This window comes from Pseudomonas sp. TE12508 (assembly GCF_056279485.1).
The window spans coordinates 1-17248 of sequence record NZ_JBWCCN010000016.1 but is presented as its reverse complement, the minus strand read 5'-3'; the positions used below and the strand labels follow the sequence as shown (position 1 = coordinate 17248).

General features: G+C 55.0%; 14 protein-coding genes and 4 tRNA genes. All 18 read right to left on the bottom strand.

The features are described from left to right. Positions 1–4 precede the first annotated feature (4 nt). The 18 genes from rpsG to birA all read right to left on the bottom strand — a co-directional run bounded on the left by rpsG (position 5) and on the right by birA (position 17066). On the bottom strand, positions 5–475 hold the full coding sequence (gene rpsG / locus ACZ9IM_RS21375; RefSeq protein WP_002555493.1) for a 30S ribosomal protein S7: 471 nt from the start codon (positions 473–475) through the stop codon (positions 5–7). A 118-nt stretch (positions 476–593) separates the two neighbouring features. Beyond that, on the bottom strand, positions 594–965 hold the full coding sequence (gene rpsL, locus ACZ9IM_RS21370) for a 30S ribosomal protein S12 (RefSeq protein WP_002555494.1): 372 nt from the start codon (positions 963–965) through the stop codon (positions 594–596). A 216-nt stretch (positions 966–1181) separates the two neighbouring features. Next, positions 1182–5381, bottom strand: coding sequence for a DNA-directed RNA polymerase subunit beta' (gene rpoC, locus ACZ9IM_RS21365; RefSeq protein WP_007896632.1), 4200 nt, complete (start codon positions 5379–5381; stop codon positions 1182–1184). Positions 5382–5445: 64 nt separating this feature from the next. Beyond that, positions 5446–9519, bottom strand: a complete 4074-nt coding sequence (rpoB, locus tag ACZ9IM_RS21360; protein WP_007896631.1) for a DNA-directed RNA polymerase subunit beta — start codon at positions 9517–9519, stop codon at positions 5446–5448. Between the two features lie 220 nt (positions 9520–9739). Continuing rightward, a complete protein-coding gene (gene rplL, locus ACZ9IM_RS21355; protein ID WP_008073881.1) occupies positions 9740–10105 on the bottom strand; it encodes a 50S ribosomal protein L7/L12 in 366 nt (121 codons plus the stop codon). Positions 10106–10185: 80 nt separating this feature from the next. Further along, positions 10186–10686 carry a 50S ribosomal protein L10 gene (rplJ, locus tag ACZ9IM_RS21350; protein ID WP_007896629.1) on the bottom strand — a complete coding sequence of 167 codons (501 nt, stop codon included), beginning with the start codon at positions 10684–10686 and terminating at the stop codon, positions 10186–10188. 198 nt (positions 10687–10884) lie between these two features. After that, positions 10885–11580 (bottom strand): 50S ribosomal protein L1, encoded by a 696-nt coding sequence (gene rplA / locus ACZ9IM_RS21345; RefSeq protein ID WP_007896626.1) that lies wholly within the window; start codon positions 11578–11580, stop codon positions 10885–10887. Continuing rightward, complete coding sequence (gene rplK / locus ACZ9IM_RS21340) at positions 11580–12011, bottom strand: 50S ribosomal protein L11 (RefSeq protein ID WP_008008888.1); 432 nt, start codon at positions 12009–12011, stop codon at positions 11580–11582. The genes rplA and rplK overlap by 1 nt, the downstream gene beginning before the upstream one ends. A 117-nt stretch (positions 12012–12128) precedes the next feature. Then, complete coding sequence (nusG, locus tag ACZ9IM_RS21335; RefSeq protein WP_007896622.1) at positions 12129–12662, bottom strand: transcription termination/antitermination protein NusG; 534 nt, start codon at positions 12660–12662, stop codon at positions 12129–12131. Between the two features lie 9 nt (positions 12663–12671). Beyond that, positions 12672–13040, bottom strand: coding sequence for a preprotein translocase subunit SecE (gene secE, locus ACZ9IM_RS21330; RefSeq protein WP_192345266.1), 369 nt, complete (start codon positions 13038–13040; stop codon positions 12672–12674). 45 nt (positions 13041–13085) lie between these two features. Next, positions 13086–13161, bottom strand: a tRNA-Trp gene (locus ACZ9IM_RS21325). Between the two features lie 53 nt (positions 13162–13214). Beyond that, the gene (tuf, locus tag ACZ9IM_RS21320) at positions 13215–14408 is read right to left on the bottom strand and encodes an elongation factor Tu (RefSeq protein ID WP_007896619.1); all 1194 of its coding nucleotides are present in this window, start codon (positions 14406–14408) and stop codon (positions 13215–13217) included. Between the two features lie 84 nt (positions 14409–14492). Then, positions 14493–14568 (bottom strand) — tRNA-Thr (locus ACZ9IM_RS21315). A gap of 26 nt (positions 14569–14594) precedes the next feature. Next, a tRNA-Gly gene (locus ACZ9IM_RS21310) sits at positions 14595–14668 on the bottom strand. 24 nt (positions 14669–14692) lie between these two features. Then, positions 14693–14777 (bottom strand) — tRNA-Tyr (locus ACZ9IM_RS21305). A gap of 142 nt (positions 14778–14919) precedes the next feature. Further along, positions 14920–15360, bottom strand: coding sequence for a hypothetical protein (locus tag ACZ9IM_RS21300; RefSeq protein ID WP_427628257.1), 441 nt, complete (start codon positions 15358–15360; stop codon positions 14920–14922). A 7-nt stretch (positions 15361–15367) separates the two neighbouring features. Beyond that, entirely contained in the window at positions 15368–16117 is a 750-nt protein-coding gene (locus tag ACZ9IM_RS21295; protein WP_427628259.1) for a pantothenate kinase, read from the bottom strand. Continuing rightward, positions 16107–17066 (bottom strand): bifunctional biotin--[acetyl-CoA-carboxylase] ligase/biotin operon repressor BirA, encoded by a 960-nt coding sequence (birA, locus tag ACZ9IM_RS21290; protein ID WP_427628261.1) that lies wholly within the window; start codon positions 17064–17066, stop codon positions 16107–16109. The genes ACZ9IM_RS21295 and birA overlap by 11 nt, the downstream gene beginning before the upstream one ends. Positions 17067–17248 lie beyond the last annotated feature (182 nt).

The window sequence follows — 17248 nt, the reverse complement described above, 5'->3', positions numbered from 1 at the left end:
AAAATTAGAAGCGGTAGTGCGAGAAAGCCTTGTTGGCTTCAGCCATACGGTGCACGTCTTCACGCTTCTTAACTGCAGCACCTTTGCCTTCGGCAGCGTCCAACAGTTCGCCAGCCAAACGCAGAGCCATAGACTTCTCGCCGCGCTTACGGGCGAAGTCTACCAACCAGCGCATTGCCAGAGCGTTACGACGGGACGGACGAACTTCGACCGGAACCTGGTAAGTAGCACCGCCTACACGGCGCGACTTTACTTCGACCAGCGGAGCGATGGCGTCGAGAGCTTTCTCGAAGATTTCCAGGGGATCGCTGTTCTTGCGTTCTTTAACCTTTTCCAGCGCGCCATAAACGATACGCTCGGCAACGGCTTTCTTGCCGCTTTCCATAACGTGGTTCATGAACTTGGCCAGGATTTGGCTGCCGTACTTTGGATCGTCAAGCACTTCGCGCTTGGCTGCTACGCGTCTTCTTGGCATGGATAAGCCCTCAAACGGTCTTCAGGTTCGCTCGGAATCGGTGCCCTTTCGGGACGCCTCCGACCTTACTCTTATCGACTCAGAAAAATAGAAAATCAGTTTTTACAAAAAGCCACTACTACTTAGGCTTCTTGGTACCGTACTTCGAACGACCCTGGTTACGACCTTTAACGCCGGAAGTATCCAAAGAACCGCGTACGGTGTGGTAACGAACACCTGGCAAGTCTTTTACACGACCGCCGCGAATCAGTACCACGCTGTGCTCTTGCAGGTTGTGGCCTTCACCACCGATGTACGAGGAAACCTCGAAACCGTTGGTCAGACGCACACGGCATACTTTACGCAGTGCCGAGTTAGGTTTTTTCGGCGTGGTGGTATACACACGGGTGCATACGCCACGACGTTGCGGGCAGTTCTGCAGCGCAGGCACGTCGGATTTCTCGACGATACGCTTACGCGGCTGACGTACCAGCTGGTTGATAGTTGCCATCTACTAGCTCCACTGTTGTCTTGCGACGCTATTGTCTTGCAAGAAAAGCAAAATGGCAGGAACGAATTCCCGCCAAATTTAGGGGTACAAGAGTCTAAAGAGGATCTTGCCCCCAGTCAAGGCAAGGCCCCGACCTCCCCGCTCATCCAACCTCGACAAATTGTCTCGATTCGATGAACGGAATGGCCAGGGCCTTACGCTTATTTATCGCAGAACTCAGTTACCGCTAGAGTTCAGCGCTTCGGTCAGTGCAGCTTCCACTTCACTGGCGCTTACGCGCAACGGTTTGTCAGCATCACGGCGGCGCTTACGCTCGCTGTGGTAAGCCAGACCGGTACCTGCCGGGATCAAACGACCCACGACCACGTTTTCTTTCAGGCCGCGCAGGTAATCGCGCTTGCCGGTTACCGCCGCTTCGGTCAGTACGCGAGTGGTTTCCTGGAAGGAAGCCGCCGAGATGAACGATTCGGTGGACAACGACGCCTTGGTGATACCCAGCAGTACGCGAGTGAATTTGGAAACGAACTTCTCATCGCCAGCCAGACGCTCGTTCTCTACCAGAACGTGAGTCAATTCCATCTGGTCGCCCTTGATGAAACTGGAGTCGCCGGATTCAGCGATTTCAACTTTACGCAGCATCTGACGCAGGATGGTCTCGATGTGCTTATCGTTGATCTTCACGCCTTGCAGACGGTAAACGTCCTGGATCTCGTTCACGATGTACTTGGCCAGCGCACTCACACCCAGCAGACGCAGGATGTCGTGTGGATCGCTCGGGCCGTCGGAGATAACTTCGCCGCGGTTTACCTGTTCGCCTTCGAAGACGTTCAGGTGACGCCACTTCGGAATCAGCTCTTCGTACGGATCGCTGCCGTCGTTCGGGGTGATAACCAGACGGCGCTTGCCTTTGGTCTCTTTACCGAACGCGATGGTGCCGCTGACTTCAGCCAGAATCGAGGCTTCTTTCGGACGACGGGCTTCGAACAAGTCGGCAACACGCGGCAGACCACCGGTGATGTCACGGGTCTTCGAAGTCTCTTGCGGAATACGAGCGATAACATCACCGATCGCGATTTTCGCACCGTCCGCTACACCGACCAGGGCGTTAGCAGGCAGGAAGTACTGAGCGATTACGTCGGTGCCCGGCAGCAAGAGATCCTTGCCGTTGTCATCAACCATCTTCACAGCAGGACGGATATCTTTACCGGCAGCTGGACGGTCTTTGGCGTCGAGTACTTCAATGTTGGTCATACCGGTCAATTCGTCAGTCTGACGCTTGATCGTGATGCCTTCTTCCATGCCCACGTAGGTCACGGTACCTTTCATTTCGGTAACGATTGGGTGAGTGTGCGGATCCCACTTGGCCACGATTGCGCCAGCGTCGACCTTGTCACCTTCTTTAACCGAAATCACAGCACCGTACGGCAGCTTGTAACGCTCGCGCTCACGACCGAAGTCATCAGCGATCGCCAGCTCACCAGAACGGGACACAGCAACCAGGCAACCATCCACTCGCTCAACATGCTTCAGGTTATGCAGACGGACGGTACCGCCATTCTTCACCTGAACGCTGTCGGCTGCGGAGGTCCGGCTTGCCGCACCACCGATGTGGAACGTACGCATCGTCAGCTGGGTACCCGGCTCACCGATGGACTGGGCAGCGATAACGCCGACCGCTTCACCGATGTTCACCTGGTGACCACGAGCCAAGTCACGGCCGTAGCACTTGGCGCAAATACCGTAGCGGGTTTCGCAGCTGATCGGCGAACGCACGATCACTTCGTCGATGCTGTTCAGCTCGATGAACTCGACCCACTTCTCGTCTACCAGAGTGCCGGCAGGAACGATGATTTCCTCGGTACCTGGCTTGAATACGTCACGGGCGATAACACGACCCAATACGCGCTCACCCAACGGCTCAACAACGTCACCGCCTTCAATGTGCGGAGTCATTACCAGGCCATGTTCGGTGCCGCAATCGATCTCGGTCACAACCAGATCCTGCGCCACGTCTACCAGACGACGAGTCAGGTAACCGGAGTTCGCAGTTTTCAATGCGGTATCCGCCAAACCTTTACGAGCACCGTGAGTGGAGATGAAGTACTGAAGTACGCTCAAACCTTCACGGAAGTTCGCAGTAATCGGCGTTTCGATGATGGAACCGTCCGGCTTGGCCATCAGGCCACGCATACCGGCGAGCTGACGGATCTGCGCAGCAGAACCCCGTGCGCCCGAGTCGGCCATCATGTACATCGAGTTGAAAGACTCTTGGTCGACTTCGACGCCATGACGGTCGATGACTTTCTCTTTCGAGAGGTTGGCCATCATCGCCTTGGAAACTTCGTCGTTCGCCTTGGACCAAAGGTCGATCACTTTGTTGTACTTCTCGCCCTGGGTTACCAGGCCGGAGGCGTACTGACTTTCGATCTCTTTCACTTCGTCGGTAGCAGCACCGATGATGCGGGCTTTTTCATCCGGGATAACGAAGTCGTTAACACCGATGGAAACGCCGGAGATGGTCGAGTAAGCAAAACCGGTGTACATCAACTGGTCAGCGAAGATCACGGTCTCTTTCAAACCAACCACGCGGTAGCACTGGTTGATCAGCTTGGAGATCGCCTTTTTCTTCATCGGCTGGTTGACGACGTCGTAAGACAGGCCAGGTGGAACAACCTGGAACAACAGCGCACGGCCGACAGTGGTGTCGACGATACGGGTGTTCTTGACGCTGCCGCCATCACGATCGTTGACGGTTTCGTTGATCCGCACTTTGACTTTAGCGTGCAGTGCGGCTTCGCCGGCACGGAACACACGGTCTACTTCTTGCAGATCCGCGAACACACGACCTTCGCCCTTGGCGTTGATCGCTTCACGAGTCATGTAGTACAGACCCAATACAACGTCCTGCGACGGAACGATGATTGGCTCACCGTTGGCTGGCGACAGAATGTTGTTGGTCGACATCATCAACGCACGCGCTTCCAACTGGGCTTCCAGCGTCAGCGGTACGTGCACGGCCATTTGGTCGCCGTCGAAGTCGGCGTTGTACGCAGCACAGACCAGAGGGTGCAGCTGGATAGCCTTACCTTCGATCAGTACCGGTTCAAACGCCTGGATACCCAGACGGTGAAGGGTCGGTGCACGGTTGAGGAGAACCGGGTGTTCGCGAATCACTTCAGCGAGAACGTCCCAAACCTCTGGCAGCTCGCGCTCGACCATCTTCTTGGCAGCTTTGATGGTGGTAGCAAGACCACGCATTTCCAGCTTGCCGAAAATGAACGGCTTGAACAGCTCGAGAGCCATCTTCTTCGGCAGACCGCACTGGTGCAGACGCAGGGTCGGACCTACGGTAATTACCGAACGACCGGAGTAGTCAACACGCTTACCGAGCAAGTTCTGACGGAAACGACCCTGCTTACCCTTGATCATGTCAGCCAGGGATTTCAGAGGACGCTTGTTGGAACCAGTGATAGCGCGGCCACGACGACCGTTGTCGAGCAGTGCATCGACGGCTTCCTGCAACATACGCTTTTCGTTGCGCACGATGATGTCCGGAGCGGACAGATCAAGCAGGCGCTTCAAGCGGTTGTTACGGTTGATCACTCGACGATACAGATCGTTGAGGTCGGAAGTCGCGAAGCGACCGCCATCCAGCGGGACCAGTGGACGCAGATCTGGCGGCAGAACCGGCAGAACGGTCAGCACCATCCATTCAGGAAGGTTGCCGGAACCCTGGAAGGCTTCCATCAACTTCAGACGCTTGGACAGCTTCTTGATTTTGGTTTCGGAGTTGGTTTGCGGAATTTCTTCACGCAGGCGGCCAATCTCGTGCTCCAGATCGATAGCGTGCAGCAGTTCACGGACAGCTTCGGCACCCATGCGGGCATCGAAATCGTCGCCGAACTCTTCCAGCGCTTCGAAGTACTGCTCGTCGTTGAGCAGCTGACCCTTTTCAAGGGTGGTCATGCCTGGATCGATAACGACATAGCTCTCGAAGTAGAGAACACGTTCGATATCACGCAGGGTCATGTCCATCAGCAAGCCGATACGGGACGGCAGCGATTTCAGGAACCAGATGTGGGCAACTGGCGAGGCCAGTTCGATGTGCGCCATGCGCTCACGACGAACTTTTGCCAGCGCGACTTCAACGCCGCACTTCTCGCAGATCACACCACGGTGCTTCAAGCGCTTGTACTTACCGCACAGGCACTCGTAATCCTTTACCGGGCCAAAGATCTTGGCGCAGAACAGGCCGTCACGTTCAGGTTTGAACGTACGGTAGTTGATGGTTTCCGGCTTTTTAACTTCACCGAACGACCACGAACGGATCATCTCAGGCGATGCCAATCCAATACGGATGGCGTCGAACTCTTCGACTTGACCCTGGTTTTTCAGCAAATTCAGTAGGTCTTTCAAGGCCTTTCCTCCTGGCGGAGCAGAGAGCGGGCAATCCTGCCCCGCTCTCGATTCGCGTCACGTGTTATTCGGTTTCCAGATCGATATCGATGCCGAGGGAACGAATTTCTTTGATCAACACGTTGAAGGACTCGGGCATGCCCGGCTCCATACGGTGATCGCCGTCCACGATGTTTTTGTACATCTTGGTCCGACCGTTCACATCGTCCGACTTCACTGTGAGCATTTCTTGCAGAGTGTAAGCAGCACCGTATGCTTCCAGTGCCCAGACCTCCATCTCCCCGAAACGCTGACCACCGAACTGTGCCTTACCACCCAGCGGCTGCTGGGTAACCAGGCTGTACGAACCGGTAGAACGAGCGTGCATCTTGTCGTCTACCAAGTGGTTCAGCTTCAGCATGTACATGTAGCCAACAGTAACCGGGCGCTCGAACTTGTTGCCGGTACGGCCGTCGGTCAGCTGCATCTGGCCGCTTTCTGGCAGGTCTGCCAGTTTCAGCATGGCCTTGATTTCGCTTTCCTTGGCACCGTCGAACACTGGAGTGGCCATTGGTACGCCGCCACGCAGGTTCTTCGCCAGATCCAGGATTTCCTGGTCGGAGAAGCTATCCAGATCTTCGTTACGACCGCCGATCTGGTTGTAGATCTCGTCCAGGAAGGTGCGAAGTTCAGCAACTTTACGCTGCTCTTCGACCATCCGGTTGATCTTCTCGCCCAGACCTTTGGCCGCGAGGCCCAGGTGGGTTTCAAGGATCTGACCAACGTTCATACGCGAAGGTACGCCCAACGGGTTGAGGACGACGTCGACCGGGGTGCCATTGGCATCGTGCGGCATGTCTTCAACCGGCATGATCACGGAGACCACACCCTTGTTACCGTGACGACCGGCCATCTTGTCGCCCGGCTGGATGCGACGACGGATTGCCAGGTAAACCTTGACGATTTTCAGCACGCCTGGAGCCAGGTCATCGCCCTGCTGCAGTTTGCGCTTCTTGTCTTCGAACTTGTCGTCCAGCAGACGGCGGCGATCAACGATGTAGGCCTGAGCCTTCTCGAGCTGCTCGTTCAGAGCATCTTCAGCCATGCGCAGTTTGAACCACTGACCATGCTCAAGACCGTCGAGAACTTCGTCGGTGATTTCCTGACCTTTCTTCAGACCGGCGCCGCCTTCGGCTTTGTGGCCGACCAGAGCGGAACGCAGACGTTCGAAAGTGGCGCCTTCAACAATACGGAACTCTTCGTTCAGATCCTTGCGGATCTCGTCGAGTTGAGTCTTCTCGATCGACAGTGCACGAGCATCACGCTCAACGCCGTCACGGGTGAAGACCTGTACGTCGATGACAGTACCTTTGGTGCCGGTAGGCACACGCAGGGAAGTGTCTTTAACGTCGCTGGCTTTTTCACCGAAGATGGCACGCAGCAGTTTTTCTTCCGGAGTCAGTTGGGTCTCGCCTTTCGGAGTGACCTTACCAACCAGGATGTCGCCTGCGCCAACTTCAGCACCTACGTAAACGATACCGGCTTCGTCCAGCTTGTTCAGTGCAGCTTCACCCACGTTCGGGATGTCTGCAGTGATTTCCTCTGGCCCAAGCTTGGTGTCACGTGCCACACAGGTCAGTTCCTGAATGTGGATCGTGGTGAAACGGTCTTCCTGAACAACACGCTCGGACAGGCAGATGGAGTCTTCGAAGTTGAAGCCGTTCCATGCCATGAACGCGATACGCATGTTCTGACCCAGAGCCAGTTCACCCATGTCGGTGGACGGACCGTCGGCCATGATGTCGCTGCGCTGAACCCGATCACCCTTGCTCACCAGCGGACGCTGGTTGATGCAGGTGTTCTGGTTGGAGCGGGTGTACTTGGTCAGGTTGTAGATGTCGACACCAGCTTCGCCGGTTTCAACTTCATCATCAGCAACACGAACCACAATACGGCTGGCGTCGACGGAGTCGATCACGCCGCCACGACGAGCCACGACGCAAACGCCGGAGTCACGGGCTACGTTACGCTCCATGCCGGTACCGACCAGCGGCTTGTCAGCGCGCAGGGTTGGTACAGCTTGACGCTGCATGTTCGAACCCATCAACGCACGGTTGGCGTCGTCGTGCTCGAGGAACGGGATCAGCGACGCTGCAACCGAAACCACCTGCTTCGGCGATACGTCCATCAAAGTGACGTCTTCCGGCGCCTTGACGGTGAACTCGTTCAAGTGACGAACAGCTACCAGCTCGTCGATCAGGACTTTCTTGTCGTTCATCGTGGCCGAAGCCTGAGCGATCACGTGATCAGCTTCTTCGATGGCGGACAGGAACACGATCTCGTCGGTGACCAGAGCGTCTTTCACCACACGGTACGGGCTCTCGAGGAAGCCGTACTGGTTGGTGCGCGCATAGGCAGCCAAGGAGTTGATCAGACCGATGTTCGGACCTTCCGGCGTTTCAATCGGGCATACACGACCGTAGTGAGTCGGGTGTACGTCACGCACTTCAAAGCCAGCACGCTCACGAGTCAAACCGCCAGGGCCGAGTGCAGAAACACGACGCTTGTGGGTGATCTCGGACAGCGGGTTGTTCTGGTCCATGAACTGGGAAAGCTGGCTGGAACCGAAGAACTCTTTCACCGCCGCAGCCACTGGCTTGGCGTTGATCAGGTCTTGCGGCATCAGGCCTTCGCTTTCAGCCATCGACAGACGCTCTTTGACCGCACGCTCAACACGTACCAGGCCAACGCGGAACTGGTTCTCGGCCATTTCGCCTACGCAGCGAACACGACGGTTACCCAGGTGGTCGATGTCATCGACGATGCCTTTACCGTTACGGATGTCGACCAGAGTCTTCAGTACCGCGACGATGTCTTCTTTGCACAACACGCCCGAACCTTCGATCTCGGTACGACCGATACGACGGTTGAACTTCATCCGGCCGACCGCAGACAGGTCATAGCGCTCAGGGCTGAAGAACAGGTTGTTGAACAGGGTTTCGGCAGCGTCTTTGGTTGGCGGCTCGCCAGGACGCATCATGCGATAGATCTCGACCAGCGCTTCCAATTGGTTGCTGGTGGAGTCGATCTTCAGAGTGTCGGAGACGAACGGACCGCAGTCGATATCGTTGGTGTACAGAGTTTCGATGCGAACAACCTGAGCCTTGGCGATTTTTGCCAGGATCTCGGTGTTCAGCTCGGTGTTGCACTCTGCCAGGATTTCGCCGGTTGCCGGATGCACGATGACCTTGGCGGTAGTGCGACCCAGGACGTAGTCCAGAGGCACTTGCAGCTCTTTGATCCCTGCTTTTTCCAGCTGGTTGATGTGGCGAGCAGTGATACGACGACCTTGCTCGACAATAACCTTGCCTTTGTCATCCAGGATATCCAGGACAGCAATTTCACCACGCAGGCGCTGAGGCACCAGTTCCAGGCTGAGGTTTTCACCTTGCACGTGGAAGACGTTGGTGGTGTAGAACGCGTCCAGCACTTCTTCAGTGGTATAGCCCAGCGCGCGCAGCAGTACCGATGCAGGCAGCTTGCGACGACGGTCGATACGCACGAACACGCAGTCTTTCGGGTCGAACTCGAAGTCCAGCCACGAACCGCGGTAAGGAATGATGCGCGCGGAGTACAGCAGTTTGCCGGAGCTGTGCGTCTTGCCACGGTCGTGGTCGAAGAACACGCCCGGGGAACGGTGCAGCTGGGAAACGATTACACGCTCGGTACCGTTGATTACGAAGGTACCGTTTTCAGTCATCAGGGGGATTTCACCCATGTAGACTTCTTGCTCTTTGATGTCCTTGATCGCTTTGTTCGACGATTCTTTGTCGAAAATGATCAGGCGCACTTTTACCCGCAAAGGTACGGCGTAAGTTACACCGCGCAATACGCATTCTTTGACATCAAATGCCGGTTCGCCCAGGCGATAACCGACGTACTCCAGCGCAGCATTGCCGGAGTAGCTGATGATCGGGAAAACGGATTTGAAGGCCGCATGCAGGCCCACGTCGCGGAACTGATCTTTAGTCGCTCCCGCTTGCAAGAATTCACGATACGAATCCAGCTGGATGGCCAGGAGGTACGGCACATCCATGACGTCCGGCAACTTGCTAAAGTCCTTGCGGATACGTTTTTTCTCAGTATATGAGTAAGCCATCAGCGTTCCCCAGCTTGGTCACCTGCTTGTTTGGCCCCTCCCGACGGGAGCAGCCAGAAAATCGTGCAAACCCCATGGTTTGCGCCACCGCATCGGGTGGTTACAGCTCGTTATCAGCACCGACCCAGTCGGCTGCCAATAACGGAAAAAGGCCGGTGGCAAGAGCCACCAGCCATCAGCCTTTCGCTTAACGCTCGGGCTGGAGGTGCAAAGTCGATGCTTACTTCAGCTCGACTTTAGCGCCTGCTTCTTCCAGAGTTGCTTTGGCTTTGTCAGCTGCGTCTTTCGAAACAGCTTCCAGAACCATGGCAGGAGCGCCGTCAACTACAGCCTTGGCTTCTTTCAGGCCCAGACCGGTCAGTTCACGTACTGCCTTGATCACGTTAACTTTCTTCTCGCCAGCTTCGGTCAGCATGACGTTGAATTCAGTTTGTTCTTCAACAACGGCAGCAACAGCAGCTGGACCAGCGGAAGCAGCGGCAGCGGAAACGCCGAACTTCTCTTCCATGGCCTTGATCAGCTCAACGATTTCCAGAACGGATTTTTCGCCGATTGCTTCGATGATTTGGTCGTTAGTCAGAGACATGACTATAAATTCCTGTATTGGGGTGACAGCCTACGCGGCCATCGAAATAAACAATAAACGCTGAAAGGAGTCGCTCAGCCTTAGGCTGCAGCAGCTTCTTTCTGGTCGCGAAGGGCCGCCAGAGTACGAGCCAATTTGCTGGTTGCGCCTTGAATCACGCTCATCAGCTGAGAAATTGCTTCGTCACGGGTCGGCAGACTTGCCAGTACGTCGATCTGATTAGCTGCGAGGAACTTGCCCTCGAACGCAGCTGCCTTGATCTCGAACTTATCCTGACCTTTTGCGAATTCTTTGAAGATACGAGCAGCAGCGCCCGGATGTTCTTTCGAAAATGCAATCAAGGTCGGGCCGGTGAACACGTCGTTGAGCACGTCATATTGAGTGCCAGCAACGGCGCGCTTGAGCAGGGTGTTACGTACAACACGTACATAAACGCCAGCTTCACGAGCCTCTTTACGGAGTCCGGTCATAGCGCCAACTGTCACGCCGCGGGCATCAGCCACAACAGCAGACAGGGCAACATTGGCAGCCTCGTTGACTTCAGCGACGATGGCCTTCTTGTCTTCGAGTTTAATTGCCACGGGTTTAACTCCTGCTTGTTACCGTTTCATCCAACCGAAGCCGGATGTCGTTTTGGTGTCTGATTCGGTAAGGAACCGGGAGCACCATCTGCGTAGGCTTGTGGTTTAAGACTTGCGTCGCCTACGGTCTTGGATAGCCCCCGCCAGGCAGGGACCCCAATCTTTCAATTGGCGCAATCGCTTGCGCCAACCTGTGTCTTACGCGTCGAGCGAGCCTTGGTCGATGACCAGACCTGGACCCATGGTGGTGCTCAGGGTAACGCGCTTGACGTAAATACCTTTCGAGGAAGCTGGCTTGATACGCTTCAGATCAGCGATCAGGGCTTCAACGTTTTCCTTCAGCTTGACAGCATCGAAGCCGACTTTGCCAACGGAGGTGTGGATGATGCCGTTTTTGTCGGTGCGATAACGAACCTGACCAGCTTTTGCGTTTTTAACCGCGGTAGCTACGTCTGGAGTTACAGTGCCGACTTTAGGGTTAGGCATCAGGCCGCGTGGGCCCAGGATCTGACCCAACTGACCAACAACGCGCATGGCATCCGGGGATGCGATAACTACGTCATAGTTCAGGTCGCCGCCTTTCATTTCGGCAGCCAGGTCGTCCATACCTACACGGTCAGCGCCGGCAGCCAGAGCAGCCTCGGCAGCTGGACCCTGGGTGAACACAGCAACGCGAACAGTCTTGCCAGTGCCGTGTGGCAGCACGGTAGCGCTACGAACGACCTGGTCGGATTTACGCGGGTCAACACCCAGGTTCACAGCAACGTCGAACGACTCGCTGAACTTGACAGTCGACAGCTCAGCCAGCAAAGCAGCAGCGTCTACAAAGTTGTAGGACTTGCCTGCTTCGATTTTGCCGGCGATAGCCTTTTGACGCTTGGTCAACTTAGCCATTACACACCCTCCACGTTAAGGCCCATGCTACGAGCAGAACCGGCGATAGTACGCACGGCTGCTTCCATATCAGCTGCAGTCAGATCCGCGTTTTTGGTTTTCGCGATTTCTTCCAGCTGAGCACGGGTCACGGTGCCAACCTTAACGGTGTTCGGACGAGCGGAACCGCTAGTCAGACCAGCAGCCTTCTTCAGCAGAACCGAAGCAGGTGTGGATTTGGTTTCGAAAGTGAAGCTACGGTCGCTGTAGACAGTGATGATCACTGGAGTCGGCAGACCTGGCTCAATACCCTGAGTACGGGCGTTGAAAGCCTTGCAGAATTCCATGATGTTCACGCCGTGCTGACCCAGAGCAGGACCAACAGGTGGACTTGGGTTAGCCTGAGCGGCCTTCACTTGCAGCTTGATGTAAGCGGTAATCTTCTTGGCCATGAGGCACTCCAATTACGGGTTCGAACGCCTCGTAAGGCTCCCCGGTTACTTGCGCGTTTATCCCAGTGACGACAAAACCCCACAGCCTAGGGCTGCGGGGTTGGGATGCTTGCTCAGCTAGACCTTTTCGACCTGGCTGAACTCTAGCTCTACCGGAGTAGAGCGACCGAAAATGAGCACTGCCACTTGGATCCGGCTCTTCTCGTAGTTAACTTCTTCAACCGTGCCAGTAAAATCAGCAAACGGCCCGTCATTGACGCGTACCGACTCACCCGGCTCGAACAACGTCTTCGGCTTCGGCTTGTCGCTACCATCAGCAACGCGACGCAGAATCGCTTCTGCCTCTTTATCAGTGATCGGCGCAGGCTTATCAGCAGTACCGCCAATGAAACCCATCACCCGAGGAGTATCCTTGACCAAGTGCCAAGTACCCTCGTTCATGTCCATCTGGACCAGCACATAACCTGGGAAGAACTTGCGCTCGCTTTTGCGTTTCTGGCCATTACGCATTTCAACCACTTCTTCAGTGGGAACCAGAATTTCGCCAAAGCCATCTTCCATGCCAGCCAGCTTTACGCGCTCTACCAACGAGCGCATGACATGCTTCTCGTAACCGGAGTAAGCATGCACAACGTACCAACGCTTAGCCACGGGACACCCTTAGCCGACAATCAAGGAAACAAGCCAGCCGAGCAGGGAATCAAGCCCCCACAACAGCAACGCCATAACCAGGACAACAGCCACAACAATCAGTGTGGTCTGCGTGGTTTCTTGGCGAGTTGGCCATACGACTTTACGAATCTCGGTGCGAGCTTCCTTAACCAGTACAAAGAAAGACTTGCCCTTGACTGTCTGCAGGCCTACAAAGGCAGCTACAACAGCAATGACAAGCAAAGCAAGTACGCGGTACAGGATCGGCGAAGCAGAGTAATACTGATTGCCAACAACGCCAACAACCACCAAAGCGACTACTACTAGCCACTTGAGCAGATCGAAGCGAGAGCCTTGAGCTTCAGCTTTAGGAGTCATCTATGAAGATCCTGTGAAAAGAAAGCCAGACACACCAAGTGAATCTGGCAGGTCAGGAGGGAATCGAACCCCCAACCTACGGTTTTGGAGACCGTCGCTCTGCCAATTGAGCTACTGACCTAAAACAAAATCAGGCCGACCATTATGCCGGCCCGAAAAAGACATTACAACAACTTACTCGATGACTTTTGCTACGACACCAGCGCCGACGGTACGACCGCCCTCACGGATAGCGAAACGCAGACCATCTTCCATCGCGATGGTTTTGATCAGGGTAACGGTCATTTGAACGTTATCACCCGGCATCACCATTTCAACACCTTCTGGCAGCTCACAGTTACCAGTCACATCAGTTGTACGGAAGTAGAACTGTGGACGGTAGCCCTTGAAGAACGGAGTGTGACGACCGCCTTCTTCCTTGCTCAGAACGTAAACCTCAGCAGTGAACTTGGTATGCGGCTTGACAGTGCCGGGCTTGACCAGAACCTGGCCACGCTCAACATCATCACGCTTGGTACCACGCAGCAAAACGCCGCAGTTCTCACCTGCACGACCTTCGTCGAGCAGCTTGCGGAACATTTCAACACCAGTGCAAGTAGTTTTGACAGTGTCACGAAGACCAACAATCTCAACTTCTTCCTGAATGCGGACAATGCCACGCTCAACACGACCAGTCACAACAGTACCGCGACCGGAGATCGAGAACACATCCTCGATCGGCATCAGGAACGGCTTATCGATAGCACGCTCAGGCTGCGGAATATAGCTATCCAGAGTCTCGACCAACTTCTTGACGGCAGTAGTACCCATCTCGTTGTCGTCTTGACCATTCAGCGCCATCAGCGCCGAACCAATGATGATCGGAGTGTCATCACCTGGGAAATCGTAAGTGCTCAGCAGATCGCGCACTTCCATCTCAACCAGTTCCAGCAACTCAGCATCGTCAACCATGTCAGCCTTGTTCAGGAAGACAACGATGTACGGAACGCCAACCTGACGGGACAACAGGATATGCTCACGGGTTTGCGGCATCGGACCATCAGCGGCCGAGCAAACCAGAATCGCACCATCCATCTGCGCAGCACCGGTGATCATGTTTTTTACGTAGTCGGCGTGACCTGGACAGTCAACATGCGCGTAGTGACGCACAGCCGAATCGTACTCAACGTGAGCAGTATTAATGGTGATACCACGAGCTTTTTCTTCTGGGGCGCTATCGATCTTGTCGAAGTCAACCTTTGCCGAACCGAACACTTCGGAGCAGACACGGGTCAGAGCGGCGGTCAAGGTCGTCTTGCCATGGTCTACGTGACCAATGGTGCCAACGTTGACGTGCGGCTTGTTACGTTCGAACTTTTCCTTAGCCATCGAAATCACCCCTAGCAGAAGAATTAAGCAAGTACTATCAGCCATTAAAACAAAGGCAGATATTTTCATATCTGCCTTGTTATATGGAGCTCTTGAGCGGATTTGAACCGCTGACCTCACCCTTACCAAGGGTGTGCTCTACCAACTGAGCTACAAGAGCGTAACACTTTGCAGGACCTGCAAACTTGGAGCGGGTAGCGGGAATCGAACCCGCATCATCAGCTTGGAAGGCTGAGGTTCTACCACTAAACTATACCCGCGGAGCTTGCAGCTCTCGCTAAAAATGGTGGAGGGGGAAGGATTCGAACCTTCGAAGTCGTAGACGTCAGATTTACAGTCTGATCCCTTTGGCCGCTCGGGAACCCCTCCTAAGCGAGCCGGCATTCTATATCATGCCAGCCTTCTGTCAAGCATTTTCTCATTAAAAACCTGAGGTTAGCTGCGTTGACCTCGCTTCACACTGCTGACCGCTAAAGGTCTTCACTGCGAAGCGGGCGCCATTCTATGCAAACTATTCGACGGGTGCAACCCCCTCGCACGGCATTATTTTATGTTTTAACTCATTGAATTCTTTAGAAAGGTTTTGCAACTGCGAGTCACCCAGCAAACGCCGGCTTTCCGGGGCTATGCGCACCCAGTAACCAGCATATTCGGGGAGATCCTTCGGCAAGGACTGAAACTTGATATCCATGTCACTCAATCGACGCTCGATTACCTGGGCGACGTCCTGTCGAGCAGAACCTCCCAGATAGAGACAACTGCTATCCGCCAGCGTGGATTTTCCTTTGTCTCGAGCCGTATCCGTCGCCTCGCTCAACAAACGAATATCCTGCTGCGAGCCGCGATACAAACTCAAGGGGGTTACATCCTTCGCGCGAAGCGGAGCCTCCTGTTGGTGCCAGACGTAATAGAACACATTGAGAACAAGCAACAGCAGGAACAACCAACGCATAAAAACCTCAGGACAAGGGACACGCCATCGCCAAACCTACAAATACCAGGTCTGGAACCACCCTGGCCTCGGGCACAATCTCGGAGACCAGATCAGCATCCCCTCCTGTCAGGAAGAGTGCGAAATCTTCTCCCCAATAGCTGCGCGCCAACTCTAGCTGAGTCAGGACAAACCCTCTCAACATTAGCAAACAACCTCGCTCGACCGCCTCGACGGTTGTGCGCCCAGGAACAAGACTCTCCAAAGCGCGCTCGGCAGCAAGATCTCCATAGCGAATTCTACGGGTATGGGTACGCAGCTGGTTGCGCATCAAAGGCATCCCCGGACAGATGAATCCACCGAGATGCTCACCATCTCCTGCAATAAAGTCAGCCGTAACAGCCGTACCAAAGTCGAGCACCAGACAAGCACCCGAAGCCAGATGAAATCCTCCGAGCACTGCAAGCCAGCGATCAAGCCCTAGCCGCTCGAACTCCTCATAGCCATTTCGAACCCCGGACATCTCCCGAGCCGGTGCCGCGCACACGACGGAAACACCAAAAGCCTCGGTCAACAGAGAAATCAGTGCACTGGTTTCTTCGGCAGTTCTGACACTAACCAAACGACAATGCATGAGAGCGAGCCCCTTGAGCCCTCTCAAGCTCTCCAGCAATGCGAGATCTGTATCAACGACCCCCTCACCAATCACCCGCCGGACATCCTCGCCGAGCACACGCCATTTGATGAAACTGTTTCCACAATCGAGCTCAAGAATCATCACGCAACCTCAGGCTGAGCTCGCCACCACTAAAGACCTTCTCCACACCATTCACCTTCAAGCGCAAGGCACCCTGACTATCGATACCCAGCACCTCCCCATCTATCTGACTCACACCGGCAATCAACGATACCGCCCGCCCCTGCCATAGATGATTTTGCTCCCACTCCGCCTGGATAGCCGAGAACCCGCCGGCCTGGTGGCGATTTAAATAGGCCTGGAGCATCAACCCTAACCCCGCAACCAGGTGATTGCGATCAACTGCCTTACCCGACTCGAGGCGCATGGACGTCCATTGCTGATCAACCTCATCGGTCATCTGCATGTTCACATTTATTCCGACACCGATCACCACGTGACACACATCAGCAGGATCCCCCACCAACTCGAGCAGTATTCCAGCAATCTTTTGCTGACCCACCAGAACATCATTCGGCCACTTCAACCCCACACCCGAGACACCAAGCTCTCGCAAGGCCTGCATTACGGCAAGCCCGACAACAAGACTCAAGCCCTCCAGCTGCCGCATCCCACCATCAATACGCAGCACCAGACTGTAATAGATGTTTTCCGCGAACGGGCTGACCCATTTGCGCCCACGCCGTCCACGACCGGCCGTTTGCCGCTCAGCGAGCACCAGAAATGGCGCAGGCTGGCCACGTTCGATAGCGCGCAAGGCTTCAGCGTTGGTGGAGTCAATTGAGTCGAAGACTAGAATGGGCCACTCACAAGAAGGCGCCTGCGCGCTTATTTCCGCAGGATCAAGCAGTGTCAATGGCGCAGCTAGTTGATAGCCGCGACCGCGCACTTTGTGAATGGATAAACCGAGTTCAGCTTCCAGGTGCTGAAGCTGCTTCCATACAGCGCTACGACTGACGCCCAAGGCAGCACCCAGGGCTTGGCCCGAATGGAATCGACCATCCTTAAGAAGCTTTAACAACGTCAGCATGCAAGTCTCGCCTCACAATGAGGCCCGCATGATATCCATGCCCCGGGCTGTTGCATAGAAACCCTACAAGCGAGATTTTCCTGCGGACAAAACAAAACCCCTACCTGCATACGCAGATAGGGGTTTCGGAATTTAATCTTGACGATGACCTACTCTCACATGGGGAAACCCCACACTACCAT